At 67.3% G+C, this 14672-nt stretch carries 13 protein-coding genes; 9 read left to right on the top strand and 4 right to left on the bottom strand.

The window, feature by feature from the left end; all coding sequences use genetic code 11:
- Positions 1-2: 2 nt before the first annotated feature.
- The 3 genes from AC3IR9_RS04760 (at position 3) to AC3IR9_RS04770 (ending at position 6261) form a co-directional block, all read left to right on the top strand.
- Positions 3-3119 carry an efflux RND transporter permease subunit gene (locus AC3IR9_RS04760; RefSeq protein ID WP_489294363.1) on the top strand — a complete coding sequence of 1039 codons (3117 nt, stop codon included), beginning with the start codon at positions 3-5 and terminating at the stop codon, positions 3117-3119.
- Positions 3120-3337: 218 nt separating this feature from the next.
- The gene (locus tag AC3IR9_RS04765; protein WP_489295707.1) at positions 3338-4315 is read left to right on the top strand and encodes an Lnb N-terminal periplasmic domain-containing protein; all 978 of its coding nucleotides are present in this window, start codon (positions 3338-3340) and stop codon (positions 4313-4315) included.
- Positions 4312-6261, top strand: coding sequence for an esterase/lipase family protein (locus tag AC3IR9_RS04770; RefSeq protein WP_489294364.1), 1950 nt, complete (start codon positions 4312-4314; stop codon positions 6259-6261). The genes AC3IR9_RS04765 and AC3IR9_RS04770 overlap by 4 nt, the downstream gene beginning before the upstream one ends.
- Positions 6262-6323: 62 nt before the next feature.
- Here AC3IR9_RS04770 and AC3IR9_RS04775 read toward each other — a convergent pair whose 3' ends face one another.
- Positions 6324-7694, bottom strand: a complete 1371-nt coding sequence (locus AC3IR9_RS04775) for an MFS transporter (RefSeq protein ID WP_489294366.1) — start codon at positions 7692-7694, stop codon at positions 6324-6326.
- 92 nt (positions 7695-7786) lie between these two features.
- Between AC3IR9_RS04775 and soxR the strand changes: the two genes are divergently transcribed.
- On the top strand, positions 7787-8221 hold the full coding sequence (gene soxR, locus AC3IR9_RS04780) for a redox-sensitive transcriptional activator SoxR (RefSeq protein ID WP_489294367.1): 435 nt from the start codon (positions 7787-7789) through the stop codon (positions 8219-8221).
- A gap of 177 nt (positions 8222-8398) precedes the next feature.
- On the opposite strand, the gene AC3IR9_RS04785 is transcribed toward soxR, so the two are convergent.
- On the bottom strand, positions 8399-9001 hold the full coding sequence (locus AC3IR9_RS04785; RefSeq protein WP_489294369.1) for a short chain dehydrogenase: 603 nt from the start codon (positions 8999-9001) through the stop codon (positions 8399-8401).
- 98 nt (positions 9002-9099) lie between these two features.
- Between AC3IR9_RS04785 and AC3IR9_RS04790 the strand changes: the two genes are divergently transcribed.
- Together AC3IR9_RS04790 and AC3IR9_RS04795 are read left to right on the top strand one after the other, a co-directional pair.
- Complete coding sequence (locus AC3IR9_RS04790; protein WP_489294371.1) at positions 9100-9804, top strand: LysR family transcriptional regulator; 705 nt, start codon at positions 9100-9102, stop codon at positions 9802-9804.
- Positions 9801-9983: a LysR substrate-binding domain-containing protein gene (locus AC3IR9_RS04795; RefSeq protein ID WP_489295709.1), complete on the top strand. Its 183-nt coding sequence runs from the start codon at positions 9801-9803 to the stop codon at positions 9981-9983. Before AC3IR9_RS04790 ends, AC3IR9_RS04795 begins: the two co-directional genes overlap by 4 nt.
- A gap of 55 nt (positions 9984-10038) precedes the next feature.
- On the opposite strand, the gene proC is transcribed toward AC3IR9_RS04795, so the two are convergent.
- Together proC and AC3IR9_RS04805 are read right to left on the bottom strand one after the other, a co-directional pair.
- Positions 10039-10860, bottom strand: a complete 822-nt coding sequence (gene proC, locus AC3IR9_RS04800; RefSeq protein WP_489294373.1) for a pyrroline-5-carboxylate reductase — start codon at positions 10858-10860, stop codon at positions 10039-10041.
- Positions 10861-10891: 31 nt separating this feature from the next.
- Positions 10892-11572 (bottom strand): YggS family pyridoxal phosphate-dependent enzyme, encoded by a 681-nt coding sequence (locus AC3IR9_RS04805; RefSeq protein ID WP_489294375.1) that lies wholly within the window; start codon positions 11570-11572, stop codon positions 10892-10894.
- A gap of 86 nt (positions 11573-11658) precedes the next feature.
- On the opposite strand from AC3IR9_RS04805, the gene AC3IR9_RS04810 reads away from it, so the two are divergent.
- The 3 genes from AC3IR9_RS04810 to AC3IR9_RS04820 all read left to right on the top strand — a co-directional run bounded on the left by AC3IR9_RS04810 (position 11659) and on the right by AC3IR9_RS04820 (position 14601).
- Positions 11659-12696 (top strand): type IV pilus twitching motility protein PilT, encoded by a 1038-nt coding sequence (locus AC3IR9_RS04810; RefSeq protein WP_489294377.1) that lies wholly within the window; start codon positions 11659-11661, stop codon positions 12694-12696.
- A 62-nt stretch (positions 12697-12758) separates the two neighbouring features.
- Entirely contained in the window at positions 12759-13895 is a 1137-nt protein-coding gene (locus tag AC3IR9_RS04815) for a PilT/PilU family type 4a pilus ATPase (protein WP_489294379.1), read from the top strand.
- Positions 13896-14022: 127 nt separating this feature from the next.
- Positions 14023-14601, top strand: coding sequence for a hypothetical protein (locus AC3IR9_RS04820; protein ID WP_489294380.1), 579 nt, complete (start codon positions 14023-14025; stop codon positions 14599-14601).
- The last annotated feature ends 71 nt before the right edge of the window (positions 14602-14672 follow it).

Consider the following 14672-nt stretch of genomic DNA (forward strand, 5'->3'; position numbering starts at 1 on the left):
GCATGCTGCCACGCTTCTTCATCCATCGCCCGGTATTCGCCTGGGTGCTGGCGATCTGCATCATGGCGCTGGGCGCGATCGCGGTGACCCAGCTGCCGGTGGAGCAGTATCCGGACATCGCCCCGCCACAGGTGAACATCACCGCCAACTACACCGGCGCTTCGGCGCAGACCGTGGAAGACAGCGTCACCCAGGTGATCGAACAGCAGATCAAGGGCATCGACCACCTGCTGTATTTTTCTTCCACCAGTTCGTCCTCGGGCCAGGCGCGGATCACCGTCACCTTCGACCAGCGCGCCAACCCGGACATCGCCCAGGTGCAGGTGCAGAACAGCGTCAACCAGGCCATCAACCGCTTGCCGCAGGAAGTGCAGCAGCAGGGCGTGACCGTGGCCAAGTCGCAGGGCGATGCGTTGATGGTGGTGTCGCTGTACGACACCAGCCGGCGCATGGAACGCGTGGACGTGTCCGACTTTCTGGTCAGCAACGTGCAGGATCCGATCAGCCGCATCGCCGGCGTGGGTGAGATCAACGTGTTCGGTGCGCAGTATGCGATGCGCATCTGGCTGGACCCGCACAAGCTGCGTGCCTTCGACCTGATGCCCGCCGATGTGCGCAGCGCGATCGAAGCGCAGAACACCCAGGTCACCGCCGGCGAACTGGGGGCATTGCCGGCATCGCCCACGCAGAGCCTCAATGCCACGGTCACCGCGCAGTCGCGGTTGCAGACGCCCGAGCAGTTCCGCGCGATCATCCTGCGCACGCTGCCCAGTGGCGCGGCGGTGCACCTGGCCGACGTGGCGCGGGTGGAGATCGGCGCGGAAAACTACCAGACCAGCAGCTACCTCAACGGCTACCCGGCGGCCGGTTTCTCGGTGACGCTGGCCTCCGGCGCGAACGCGCTGGAAACCGCCGATGCGGTGCGCGCGACCATCGAGAAGCTGCGCCCGGGCTTCCCGCCCGGCGTGCAGGTGGCCTACCCGCGTGACAGTACGCCGTTCGTGCGGGTCTCCATCGAAGGGGTGATCCATACGCTGATCGAGGCCATCGTGCTGGTGGTGATCGTGATGTTCCTGTTCCTGCAGAACGTGCGCGCCACGCTGATCCCGGCGATCACCGTGCCGGTGGTGCTGCTGGGTACGTTCGGGGTGCTGGCGGTGGCCGGGTTCACCATCAACACGCTCACCCTGTTTGCGATGGTGCTGGCGATCGGGTTGCTGGTGGACGATGCGATCGTGGTGGTGGAGAACGTGGAGCGCATCATCCACGAGGAACACCTGCCGCCGCGCGAAGCCACCGAGAAATCCATGGGCGAGATCACCGGCGCGCTGGTCGGCATCACCGTGATGCTGGGCGCGGTGTTCCTGCCGATGGCGATGTTCGGCGGTTCCACTGGCATCATCTACCGCCAGTTTTCGATCACCATCGCCTCGGCCATGGCACTGTCGGCGCTGGTTGCGCTGACCTTGACCCCGGCGCTGTGCGCGACCCTGCTCAAACCGTCGGCCGCACAGAAACCGCCCGGGCGCTTTTTCGCGTGGTTCAACGGTGGCGTGCAGCGCAGCCAGGAGGGCTACCGGCGGCGGCTGGGCGGCGTGGTGGCCGCACCCAAGCGCTGGATGGCGTTCTACCTGCTGGTGATCGTGGCCATGGTGGCCCTGTATGCACGCATGCCCACCGGCTTCCTGCCGGTGGAAGACCAGGGCCAGGTGATGTTCCAGTTCTCCACCCCGGAAGGCACGCCGATGGCGCGCACCGAGGCGCTGGGCGCGCAGATCAGCCAGTACTTCCTGCAGAACGAAAAGCAGAACCTGGAGGCGGCGTTCGTGGTGGTGGGGCGCAACAATGCCGGCACCGGGCAGAATGCCGGGCAGGGCTTCCTGGCGCTCAAACCATGGGGCGAGCGCGATGGCGACAACACCGCCGCGGCAATCATCGCGCGTGCCAACGCGCACTTCCGTGGGCTGGCCGATGCCAAGGTCAACGTGCTGGCACCGCCAGCGGTACGTGGGCTGGGCCAGTCCAGCGGGTTCGAGCTGTGGCAGCAGGACAGCAGTGCGGCCGGGCGCAGCGCGCTGCAGGCCGCGCAGCAGCGAGTGGTGGGGGCGGCCAACCAGGACGACGGGCTCAGCTCGGTGCGCTTGAACGGGCTGGGCGACAAGGCCGAACTGCACCTGGACATCGACCATGCCCAGGCCAGTGCGCTGGGGCTGGCGCAGTCGGACATCAACAGCACCCTGGCAGCGGCCTGGGGCGGCACCTATGTCAACGACTTCCTTGACCGTGGCCGGGTCAAGCGCGTCTACCTGCAGGGCGACCAGCCCTACCGCAGCGTGCCCGACGACATCGGCCAGTGGTACGTGCGCGGCAGTGATGGGCAGATGGCCTCGTTTGCCAGTTTCGCCAGCAGCCACTGGGCGCGCGGCCCGCAGCTGCAGCAGCGCTTCAACGGCCTGCCGGCGATGGAGATTCAGGGCAGCGCTGCCGAGGGACGCAGTTCCGGCCAGGCGATGCAGCGCATGCAGTCGCTGGTGGCCGCCGAGCCGGGCTTCGAGTTGCAATGGAGCGGGCTGTCCTATCAGGAGCAGCTGTCGAGCAACCAGACGCTGTGGCTGTACGCGGCATCGATCGCCTTCATCTTCCTGTGCCTGGCCGCGCTCTACGAGAGCTGGACGGTGCCGGTGGCGGTGCTGCTGGTGATTCCGCTGGGCGTGCTGGGCACCGTGCTGGCCACCACGGCCGCCGGGTTCGTCAATGACATCTACTTCCAGGTGGGGCTGCTCACCACGATCGGGTTGTCGGCCAAGAACGCCATCCTGATCGTGGAGTTCGCCGAGGCCCGTTACCGCGCCGGCAGTTCGGCGGTGGACGCGGCGCTGCAGGGTGCGCGCCTGCGCCTGCGCCCGATCGTGATGACCTCGCTGGCGTTCGTGGCCGGCGTGATCCCGCTGGCACTGGCGACCGGGGCCGGCGCGGTCAGCCGCCGCGAGATCGGCGTGAGCGTGATTGGCGGCATGCTGTCGGGCACGCTGCTGGCGATCGTGCTGGTGCCGCTGTTCTTCGTGCTGGTGCGGCGGCTGGGCAAGGCCGTGCCGGCGGCGGGTCGGACGGGTGGTTGATCCCGCCCAGTGGCGCAGGATCGGCACCCGGCCGATGGCGTGAAGGCCGGGCAGGGCAAGCGCCTCCTGTGGGCGTTCGTGACCCCGCCGGTGTGGGGGCGGCCCAAGCTGAACACGCGAACATGTCCCCCACACCGCGGTTGTGGCTAACTAGCGCCCCCGAACCAACGATGGAACGACGCGTGAAGAAGGCAGGACGATGGGGGCTGGCGCTGTTGATGCTGGTCGCGGCGCTGTGGGTGACCGGCCTGTTGGCCTACCAGATGCCCGGACCGGGTTGGCTGCGCGGCGTTGCCATCGCGGCGTGGGCGGGCGTTGCGTTGACCACCGTGGTGGGCGTGGCCCGTGCGCGGGCAGGGCGCTGGCCCGGTGCGGTGTACGTGGGGGCGCTGGTGCTGTGCGGTGTGTGGTGGTTGCTGCTCACCCCGCGCCAGGACCGGGTCTGGGCCGATGACGTCGCCCAGCGCCTGAAGGTGGTCGACTTCGATGGCACCCACGTGGTGCTCGACAACGTGCGCAACTTCACCTGGCGGACCGAAGAGGACCACGACGTGCGCTGGGAGCGCCGCAGCTACGACCTGGACCAGTTGCGCTCGGCCGATCTGGTGATGTCCTACTGGATGGGGCCGATGATCGCGCACACGCTGATCTCCTTCGGCTTCGCCGACGGCCGCCAGCTGGTGTTCTCGCTGGAGATCCGCAAAGAGCGCGGCGAGTCGTTCTCGGCGCTGGGCGGGTTCTTCCGCAAATTCGAAATGACCCTGGTGGCATCGGAAGAGACCGACATCATCCGCGTGCGCAGCAACGTGCGTGGCGAAGATGTGTACCTGTACCGCCTGCAGGGCATGACCGGCGACCAGCTCAAGGGGCTGTTCGTGTCCTACCTGGGCGAGGCCCGGAAGCTGGACGCCGCGCCGGCGTTCTACAACACCCTGACCAGCAACTGCACCACCATCGTCTACGAGCTGGCCAGGCAGATCGCCCCCGGCCTGCCGCTGGACTACCGGCTGTTGGTGTCGGGGTACTTCGCCGAATACGCACGCGACCTCGGCGTGCTCACCCCCGGCGTGGACTTTGCCACGCTCAAGGCGCGTGGCCGCATCACCGACCGCGCACGCGCCGCCGGCAACGACCCGGCATTCTCGCAGTTGATCCGCCAGGGCGTGCCGGGCATGCAACCAGGAAACGCACCATGATGTCGCCCCACACCTTCGCCCGCCGCCTGCTGCCACTGCTGGCCGTGGTGCTGTCGCTGCTGCTGTCCAGCGGCTGCGCCATGGTCACCATGAAACAGGTGGCACCCACCGATTACCTGGCCAGCAAGCGCGGCGACGTGCTCACCTCGGGCAAGCTGAGTGCGGCCTCGCAGGAAACCCTGAGCGTGGTCGGGCTGGATGAGGACCTGTGCGCCAAGGACGTGGCCACCTGCCAGAAGACCCTGGAAGACACCGCCGTGTTGCCGGAAGAACAGCGCCTGTCGGCGCTGTCCGAGCTGTGGGTGAAGACCGCACTGGGCCTGAGCCCCAAGCCCAAGGATCGTGACAAGCACCCGATGAGCGATGCCGCGCTGGATGCGTGGCTGGAAGCGGCGCGCTATGCGTATGCGTACCTGTTCTTCAGCGGCCGCACGCCGTCCGACCGCGCATTTGAAGACCGCCAGACCCAGGTCCGCGATTACTACAACTATGCCGCCGAGCAGACCGCGGCGGTGGTGTTCAAACGTGCCCGCGAGAGCGCGCTGGAGGGCGAGGACTACAACGCCCCGGTAGCCGGCGAGCGCTGGACGCTGACCTCGGACTTCGACGAACTGCGCATGCCCAGCATTCCCACCGGCATGGTCTCGGCCTCGTCGCTGAGCTTTGCCGGGTTGCGCAGCACCTACCGCCGCGATGGCTTCGGGGCCGAGCTGGTGGTGGTGATGGACCCGCCCAAGCTGGTGGCCGCGGTGGATGGGCAGAAGGCAGTGATTCCGCAGTACAGCGAGATGTCGGCGATCAACGCCACCGCGCTGCTGCGCTTCAAGGGCGAGAGCCTGCAGCAGGTGCTCGATACGACCCAGGTATTGTTCGACGTGTATTCGCCCGAGTCCACCGAAAGCGTGGACCTGCACGGCGAGAAGGTGCCGCTGGCCGGCAACTTCACTGCCGCCTATGGCATGTGGCTGGCGCAGTCCGGGTTTGCCAGGCAGTCGCTGCGCACGTTGTTCGGCCTGGCCGAAGGCATCGGCGAACCGCACATGTACCTGATGCAGCCGTGGGACCCGAACCGCCGCATCATCTTCATGCTGCACGGCCTGGGCAGCAGCCCGGAGGCGTGGGTGAACGTGGCCAACGAAATCATGGGCGACCCTGAACTACGCAGGCACTTCCAGGTGTGGCAGGTGTACTACCCGACCAACGCGCCGATTGCGTTGAACCGGTTCGAGATCGATGCGGCGTTCGACAACACGCTCAAGCACTTCGACCCGACCGGCAGCAGCCCGGCGTCCAAGGACATGGTGTTCATCGGCCACAGCATGGGCGGGGTGCTGGCCCGGCTGCTGGTGACCTCCTCCGGTGACGTGCTGTGGAACGACCTGCTGGCCAGCTACGACCTCAAGGGCGAGCGCCTGAAGCGGGTGCAGGCCAAGCTCGGGCCACTGCTGCATTTCAATGCCGAACCGAACGTGGAGCGCGCGATCTTCATTGCCGCCCCGCACAAGGGTACCGACATCGCCGGCAACCGGCTGGGTCGGTTGATCGGGCGCCTGGTGCGCCTGCCGATCACCATCCTGGGCAAGTTCGATGACGTGTTCCAGGCCCTGCAACAGTCCGAGAGCCAGTCGGCGCAGCCGACCAAGCTGCAGATTCCCAACAGCATCGACAACCTCAAGGCCAGCGACCCGTTCGTGAAGGCCGCCGGCGCGTTGCCGATCATGCCGGGGCTGAAGTACCACTCGATCATCGCCCAGCGCAAACCCGACGTGCCGCTGCAGCAGTCCGACGATGGCCTGGTGCCGTACTGGAGCGCGCACCTGGACGGGGCGGTGTCGGAGAAGGTGATCATCTCCGGGCACAGCGTGCAGGAAACCCCGCAGGCGGTGCTGGAAATCCGCCGCATCCTGCGCGAAGACCTCAAGGAAGTAGGCGATAAGCGGCCGTAAATCGGGCCTGGCCCGGTGACACGCACCGGCCCGTAGAGCGGGGCTCTGCCCCGCTGCCCTTCTCAGATCCGCCGCGCAACCACCACGGCGGCCACGGCAAGCACCAGCATGATGGCGTAGGTGAGCAGGTACCCCAGCATCACGTTGCCCTGCAGGAACAGCGCGAACAACGAACCGGAAATCGCCAGCGTGGTGGCCACGCCCAGCGCTTCGCTCAGCTGCAGTGCCGAGGTGTTCGCCCCCTGTTGCGCCGGCGGCGACAGCGACAGGGTCAGCACCGACAGGCTGGGGTAGATCAGGCCCATGCCGAAGCCGGTGAGGGTCCAGCCGCCCAGTGCGAACCACAACGGCGTGGCCGGCTGGATCGCCAGCGACGTGGCGATGATGCCCACGCACATCAGCAGCGCGCCGGTGACCAGCAACTGCTGGCGTGTCCAGCCGCGCTGCTGGTGGCCCTGCAGCCATGAGCCGCTGAACCAGCCCAGGGCGCCCAGGCTCAGCGCCACCCCGGCCAGCAGCGGACTCAGCCCGCGTTCGCGCTGCAGCAGCAGTGGCAGGAAGGCTTCGCAACCAAAGAAGGCGGACGCGGCGATGCCCCGCAAGGCAATCACGCTGGGCAGGCCACGGCGCAACCGAAGCGTGCCGGTGGGCAGCAGTTGCCAGCTGCATAGCGCCAGCAGGGCCAGCGCCGGTGTCAGCAGCGCCAGGGCTGTCCAGCCCTGTTGCTGGCCCCCGATGTACAGCAGCAGCGCGCCGGCGGCGGCACCGATCGCCCAGCGGATGACACGGTCATCGCCACGCGCCGACTGCGGCGGCGCGCCTACATCGCGCAGGGCAGGGCGCAGCAGCAGTGCGGCCGGCACCGCCAGCAGCGGCACGAGCAGAAAGACCCAGCGCCAGCCCAGGTGCTGCACGATCAGCCCGCTGATGCCGGGGCCGATCAGCGATGGCACCACCCAACCCGCCGAGAACGCCGCGAATACCCGCGGCCGCATGGCCTCGGGAAAGGTGCGCCCGACCATCACGTACAGCGACACCGAGACCGCGCCGGCCCCCAGCCCCTGCAGCAGCCGGCCCAGCACCAGCTGCGGCATGGTATGCGCGAAGCCGGCCAGCAGCAGCCCGGCGATGAAACAGCCCAGGCCCAGCCACAGCGGCCGCGCCGGCCCCAGCCGGTCGCACCAGCGCCCGGCCAGGGTCATGCCGATCACGCTGGTGGCCAGCGTGCCGCCGAAGGCCAGCGCATACAGGCGCAGGCCGTCCAGCTCGTGGGCCACTGTCGGCATGGCGGCGGCCACGGCCAGTGCTTCGAAGCCATACAGCGAGACCAGCGCGACCATGCCGATGGTGGTGGCGCGGTAGCGGGGCGACAGGATCGACGGCGTTGGCGCGTCGGCAGCGGCCGCGGCGGCGGCGGTTACATCGGATGACATGCAGGATTCCAGGCAGCGGATGGGCAGGGCCTGCTTGCAGCGCATCCCCACGTCATGCAGGATGCCACCTGAACCATGGTTGAGGTCAAGCGGTGATCGCGCAGGAATTGAGTGTAGGCGAAGTAGCCAAACGCAGCGGAGTGGCGGTGTCGGCGCTGCACTTCTATGAACGCAAGGGGTTGATCCGCAGCCTGCGCACCGCTGGCAACCAGCGTCGTTTTGCCCGTGACGTGCTGCGCCGGCTGGCGGTGATCCGCGTCGCGCAGCGGGTGGGCATGCCACTGGAAGCGGTGGCCAGCGCCTTTGCCGCGCTGCCGGAAAACAAGACGCCAACCAAGGCCGAGTGGGCGCGGATGTCGGCGCTGTGGCGTGGTGAACTGGACCTGCGTATCGAGCAGTTGTTGTTGCTGCGCAACCAGCTCACCGACTGCATCGGCTGCGGCTGCCTGTCGTTGAAGCGCTGCCGCCTGGCCAACCCGGGCGATGCGCTGGGCGACCAAGGCGATGGACCGCAGCGCTGGGGATGAGCGCGCGGTCATGGCGCGTGTGTTTGCACGTGGCTTGGCGCCGTCATCTGGCACCGGTTGAAACAGCCGGCCAGCGGTTGGCACCACCTGTCTACCGACCAACGGTCGGTAGCTACCGGGTAGGGACGGTAGGTATCGACCGTTGGTCGATACGCATCATCCGCCCACGGCCGCACCTCACCATACGTTGAACACCTGCCCGCTCTGCACGCCTTCCACGCTGCGCTGGTAGGCCAGCGACGCGCGCTGTGCGGTGACCGCTTCAAAGCCGGGGAAGTACGCGCCGTAGTCGTCCAGCGATTCGACCAGTACGTTCGGGCTGACCACGTTGATGCGCAGCCCGCGTGGCAGCAGCTCGCAGGCCGCGCCGCGCACGAAGCCCTCCAGCGCGGCGTTCACCGCCGTGGCATTGGCACCGTCGCGGATCGGCTGGGCGCTGACGATGCCGCTGGTGAGGGTGATCGAGCCGCCTGCAGTGAGCCGGTGCTGGGCCGCCAGCGCCAGCCGCACCTGGCCCAGCAGCTTGTCCTGCAGGCCCAGGTTGAATTGCAGCGGGGTCATGGACCCCAGCGGGCCGAAATGCAGCTTGCCGGTGGTGGCCACCACCGCGTCCAGCATACCTACCTGGGCGAACATCGCCTGCACGCTGGCGTCGTCGGTAAGGTCCACCTGCACGTCACCGCCGTGGCGGCCGGCGCGGATCAGCTGGTGATGGGTGCCCAGGGTAGCGGCGACGGCCTGGCCAAGGGTGCCGCTGGCACCAACGAGAAGGATCTTCATGCGGGAGGCTCCAGATAAGGACGTGGCCCGAGTCTGCGCCCGCTGCGATGGTTAGGTAACCGGCGTATGCTTTGTAGATTGCAAACCAGTGGTTACCAATGGATACCTTGCGCTGCATGCAGGCCTTCGTGGCCGTGGTCGAACAGGGCAGCTTCAATGCCGCCGCCGAGCAGTTGGCGGTGTCCTCGGTGATGGTCGGCAAGTACATCCAGCAGCTGGAAACGCACCTGGGCGTGCGCCTGCTGCAGCGGAACACGCGCCGGCAGAGCCTGACCGACGCTGGCCGCAACTACCTGGCTGGCTGCCGCAGCGTGCTGGAACAGGTGCAGCAGGCGCAGGCCAGCGTGGCCGGCCTGCAGGCACAACCGCAGGGCGTGCTGCGGATCAGCGCGCCGGTGACCTGGGGCAGCTGCGTGCTGGCGCCGCTGGTGGCGCAGTACCTGGCCGCCTACCCGCTGGTGACGGTGGAACTGGACCTGGGCAACCGGCGCGTGGACCTGATCGAGGAGCAGTTCGACGCGGTGATACGGATGGGCCGGATCGGCTCGGCCGAATGGGTGGCGCGGCCGCTGCCGCCCTATGCGATGCAGATCTGCGCCGCGCCGGCCTACCTGCAGCGCAACGGCATTCCACAGCATCCAGGCGACCTGCGCGATCACCACTGCCTGACCCCCTGGCCTGGCGCGGTGGCCATGGCTGGCGCCTGCGCGGGCATCCCGAGCAGGACTGGTCGGAGTATTCGCGGCTGCTGTGCAACGACGGCGATGGCCTGCGCCGTGCCGCGCTGGCCGGGGCCGGGCTGATCCTGCAGCCAGCGGTGCTGCTGGCCGACGACATCGCCAGCGGGCGCCTGCAGCCGGTACTGGCCGACTATTTGCCCGAGCCGCGCCCGCTGCACCTGGTGTACCTGCCTGACCGCCGGCCGCGGCCGAAGTTATCCAGCTTCGTGGATTTCCTGCTGGCCAAGGTCGGATCCGGGTAGAGCCACGCCATTGCATCGATAAGGCCGCATCCGGATCGGATGCGTGCTGGCCGCCTCAGTCGTTCGCGGCCGACAACGCCTGCCCGCGCCGGGTCGCCGCGTCGATCGCGCGGGCGACGATGGCCTCCAAACCGTCGGCCTGGAAGGATTCGATCGCCGCCTGGGTGGTGCCGTTGGGCGAGGTCACCCGGCGGCGCAGTTCGGCCGGGGCTTCGCCGGATTCGTCGAGCATGCGGCTGGCGCCCAGCAGGGTCTGCACCACCAGCGTGCGCGCGGCGTCGGCAGGCAGGCCCTGCGCCACTGCAGCGGCTTCCATCGCCTCGGCCAGCAGGAACACATAGGCCGGTCCACTGCCGGACACCGCGGTTACCGCGTCCATGCGGGCTTCGTCGTCGATCCACACAGTGCGCCCGGCGCTGGCCAGTACGGTATCGGCCTGGGTCCGCTGGGCATCACTCACCCCGGCGGTGGCATACAGCCCGGTCACGCCGGCACCGAGCAGGGCCGGCGTGTTGGGCATGGCGCGCACCACCGCCGCGTTGCCGCCCAGCCAGCGTTCCAGCTGCGCGCTGGTGATGCCCGCGGCAATGGAGACCACCAGTGGCCGCGTCGCCTGCGCGGTATCGGCCAGGCTGGCGCACACCTCGCGCAGCACCTGCGGTTTCACCGCCAGCACCCATACCCCGCCCTGGGCGGCGGCGTCACTGGCGCTCGCATAGGTCTTCACGCCGAAATCGGCGCTCAACTGCTCGCGCAGTTCGGTGACCGGCTCGGCCACGTGGATGTGCGCGGGGGCGACGCCCTGGCGGACCAGTCCGGCGATCAGGCTGCGGGCCATGTTGCCGCCGCCGATGAAGGTAAGTGTGATGGCGCTCATGCAATCTCCGGGTGTTGCGTGTGAAAGGGAATCAGGCCGGGCGCGGGCGCGCGCCGAACAGGGCGGTGCCGATCCGCACCAGCGTGGCACCCTGCGCGACGGCTTCGGCGTAGTCGCTGCTCATGCCCATCGACAGCGTATCCACCTGCGGATGCGCCGCGGCCAGTGTGTCCAACAGTGCGCGCATGCGCGCGAAGGCATGCTGGCGGCGCTCGGCCTGTGGCCACGGTGCCGGGATCGCCATCAGCCCGCGCAGCTGCAGGCGCGGCGAGGCGCCGATGGCGGCGGCCAGTGCGGGCACGTCCTCGGGGCTGCAGCCGTGCTTGCTGTCTTCGTCATCGATGTTGACCTGGATCAGCACGTTCAGCGGCGCCAGTGCGGCGGGGCGGTGGGCAGCCAGCGCGGCCACCAGCTTGGGCCGGTCCACGCTCTGCACCCAGTCGAAGTGCTGCGCGGCCAGCTCGGCCTTGTTCGATTGCAGGCGGCCGATCAGGTGCCATTCCAGGCCCAGCGCGGCCAGTGCGTCGATCTTGGCAAGCGCCTCCTGCACATAGTTCTCGCCGAACGCGCGCTGCCCCTGCGCGGCCAGCGCGGCGACCGCTTCGGCCGGCTGGGTCTTGGACACCGCCAGCAGGCGGGGGTCTGGCCGCCCGGCGGCGGTGGCCGCGTTGTGCAGGTTCAGCAATATCGTCGGCAGGGGCTGCGCGGGCACGGGCGTTTTCCGGTAGATCAGGAACGCTATACTGCCGCCCGGGGAAAGAACCTTCCAGTCGCAGCAGTCATGGGGAGTAGCAGCGCATGGATATCGCCGAACTGTTGGCGTTTTCCGTAAAGAACAAAGCGTCGGATCTTCATCTGTCGGCAGGCCTGCCGCCGATGATCCGCGTGGACGGCGATGTCCGTCGCATCAACATTCCAGCCCTGGACCACAAGCAGGTCCACGCGCTGGTGTACGACATCATGTCGGACAAGCAGCGTCGCGACTACGAGGAATTCCTCGAAGTCGACTTCTCCTTCGAGATTCCGTCGCTGGCCCGGTTCCGTGTCAACGCGTTCAACCAGAACCGTGGCGCCGGTGCGGTGTTCCGTACCATTCCCTCGGAAGTGTTGACGCTGGAAGACCTGGCCGTGCCGCCGATCTTCCGCGAGCTCATCGACCAGCCGCAGGGCCTGATCCTGGTCACCGGCCCGACCGGTTCGGGCAAGTCGACCACGCTGGCGGCGATGATCGACCACATCAACAAGAACGAGTACGGGCATATCCTCACCGTCGAGGACCCGATCGAATTCGTGCACACCTCGCAGAAGTGCCTGATCAACCAGCGCGAAGTGCACCGCGATACGCACGGCTTCAACGAAGCGCTGCGCTCGGCATTGCGTGAAGATCCGGACATCATCCTGGTCGGCGAACTGCGTGACCTGGAAACCATCCGCCTGGCGCTGACCGCCGCGGAAACCGGCCATCTGGTGTTCGGCACGCTGCATACCAGTTCGGCGGCCAAGACCATCGACCGCATCATCGATGTGTTCCCGGCCGGCGAAAAGCCGATGGTGCGCTCGATGCTGTCCGAGTCGCTGCGCGCGGTGATCTCCCAGGCGCTGTTGAAGAAGGTCGGTGGCGGGCGTACCGCCGCGTGGGAAATCATGGTGGGCACCCCGGCCATCCGCAACCTGATCCGCGAGGACAAGGTGGCGCAGATGTACTCGTCCATCCAGACCGGCCAGCAGCACGGCATGATGACCCTGGACCAGCACCTGCAGGACCTGGTCAAGCGCAGCCTGATCACCCGCAACCAAGCGCGCGAGTACGCCAAGGACAAGCGGATTTTCGAATAATTTTCGAATATGGGTAGGGCCGGCCGCTGGCCGGCTCCAGGCAACCTTCGGAGTACACCGCGATGAGCACCACCACCATCGACTTCACCTCGTTCCTCAAGCTGATGGCGCACCAGAAGGCGTCGGACCTGTTCATCACCGCGGGCATGCCGCCGGCGATCAAGGTCAACGGCAAGATCTCGCCGATCACCCAGACGCCACTGACGCCGCAGCAAAGCCGCGACATGGTGCTCAACGTGATGACGCCGGCGCAGCGCGAAGAGTTCGAGAAGACCCACGAATGCAACTTCGCCATCGGCCTGTCCGGTGTCGGTCGCTTCCGCGTGAGCTGCTTCTACCAGCGCAACCAGGTCGGCATGGTGCTGCGTCGCATCGAGACGCGCATTCCCACCATCGAAGAGTTGAGCCTGCCGCCGATCGTCAAGACGCTGGCGATGACCAAGCGCGGCATCATCCTGTTCGTCGGCGCCACCGGTACCGGCAAATCGACCTCGCTGGCGGCGATGATCGGCTACCGCAACCACAATTCGACCGGCCACATCATCACCATCGAAGACCCGATCGAATTCGTGCACAAGCACGAAGGCTGCATCATCACCCAGCGCGAAGTCGGCATCGATACCGACAGCTGGGAGGCGGCGTTGAAGAACACCCTGCGCCAGGCCCCGGACGTGATCATGATCGGCGAGGTGCGCACCCGCGAGGGCATGGACCACGCCATCGCGTTTGCCGAAACCGGCCATCTGGTGCTGTGCACGCTGCACGCCAACAACGCCAACCAGGCGATGGACCGCATCATCAACTTCTTCCCGGAAGACCGTCGCAACCAGTTGTTGATGGATCTGTCGCTGAACCTCAAGGGCGTGGTCGCCCAGCAGCTGGTGCCCTCGCCGGACGGCAAGTCGCGCAAGGTGGCGATGGAGATCATGCTCGGCACGCCGCTGGTGCAGGACTACATCCGCGATGGCGAAATCCACAAGCTCAAGGAAGTGATGAAGGAGTCGGTGCAGCTGGGCATGCGCACCTTCGACCAGAGCCTGTTCGAGCTCTACCAGGCCGGCGAAATCAGTTACGAAGACGCATTGCGCTACGCCGATTCGCAGAACGAAGTGCGCCTGCGCATCAAGCTGTCGCAGGGCGGCGATGCACGCACCTTGTCGCAGGGGCTGGACGGGGTGGAGATCTCCGAAGTCCGCTGAGCGGCGGGCTTCCCAACGGCGCGCGGCTCTGCGATAGTCGCGCCGTCCAGGCTTGCCCGGGCACAGGGGTGACAGGGGGCGCCGGCACCGTGCCGGCAATTGCATTGCAGGTGATCCGCATATGGAAGTGGACGATCCTTACCGTGCGCCGGCGACGGCACACGTGGCCGCGCCGAGTTTGCCGCCCGTTGTCCGGGCCGCGCCCAACCCAACCGACGCCGCCCAGTACTACTCACCGCCCACGTTGAAGCTGGTCACGCTGTCGCTGGTGACGCTGGGGCTGTATCCGCTGTACTGGTTCTGGCGCAACTGGCAGGCGATCAAGCGCGAGACCGGCGGTACCCAATGGCCGTGGGCGCGGGCGTTGTTCGCCCCGCTGTGGGCCTATCTGTGCTTCAGCGACCTGCGCGATGTGGCCAGCAACCGTCGTCGCCAGCTGGCATTCGCACCGGGCCTGCTGGGGGTGGCGTTCTTCCTGATCAACCTGGGCGGACGCCTGCCCGGTGGCCTGGCGCTGGTATCGCTGTTCAGCTTCCTGCCGCTGCTGCCGGTCAACAGCCTGCTGCGCCGCTACCACCACGACGAACGCGTGGACATGCAGCGCATGGACCGCTTCGGGGTGTGGCACATCCTGCTGGTGATCCTGGGTGGGATCTTCCTGCTGATCGCGTTGTACGGCGTATCGTTGCCGGTCGAGCGCAACTGAGACGTAGCGCTGGCCTGATCGTGCGGTGCCCTGGGTATTGATGAGTAAATTTCATTACCAACAGCGATTGC

The organism is Stenotrophomonas sp. GL_101 (genome assembly GCF_057835675.1).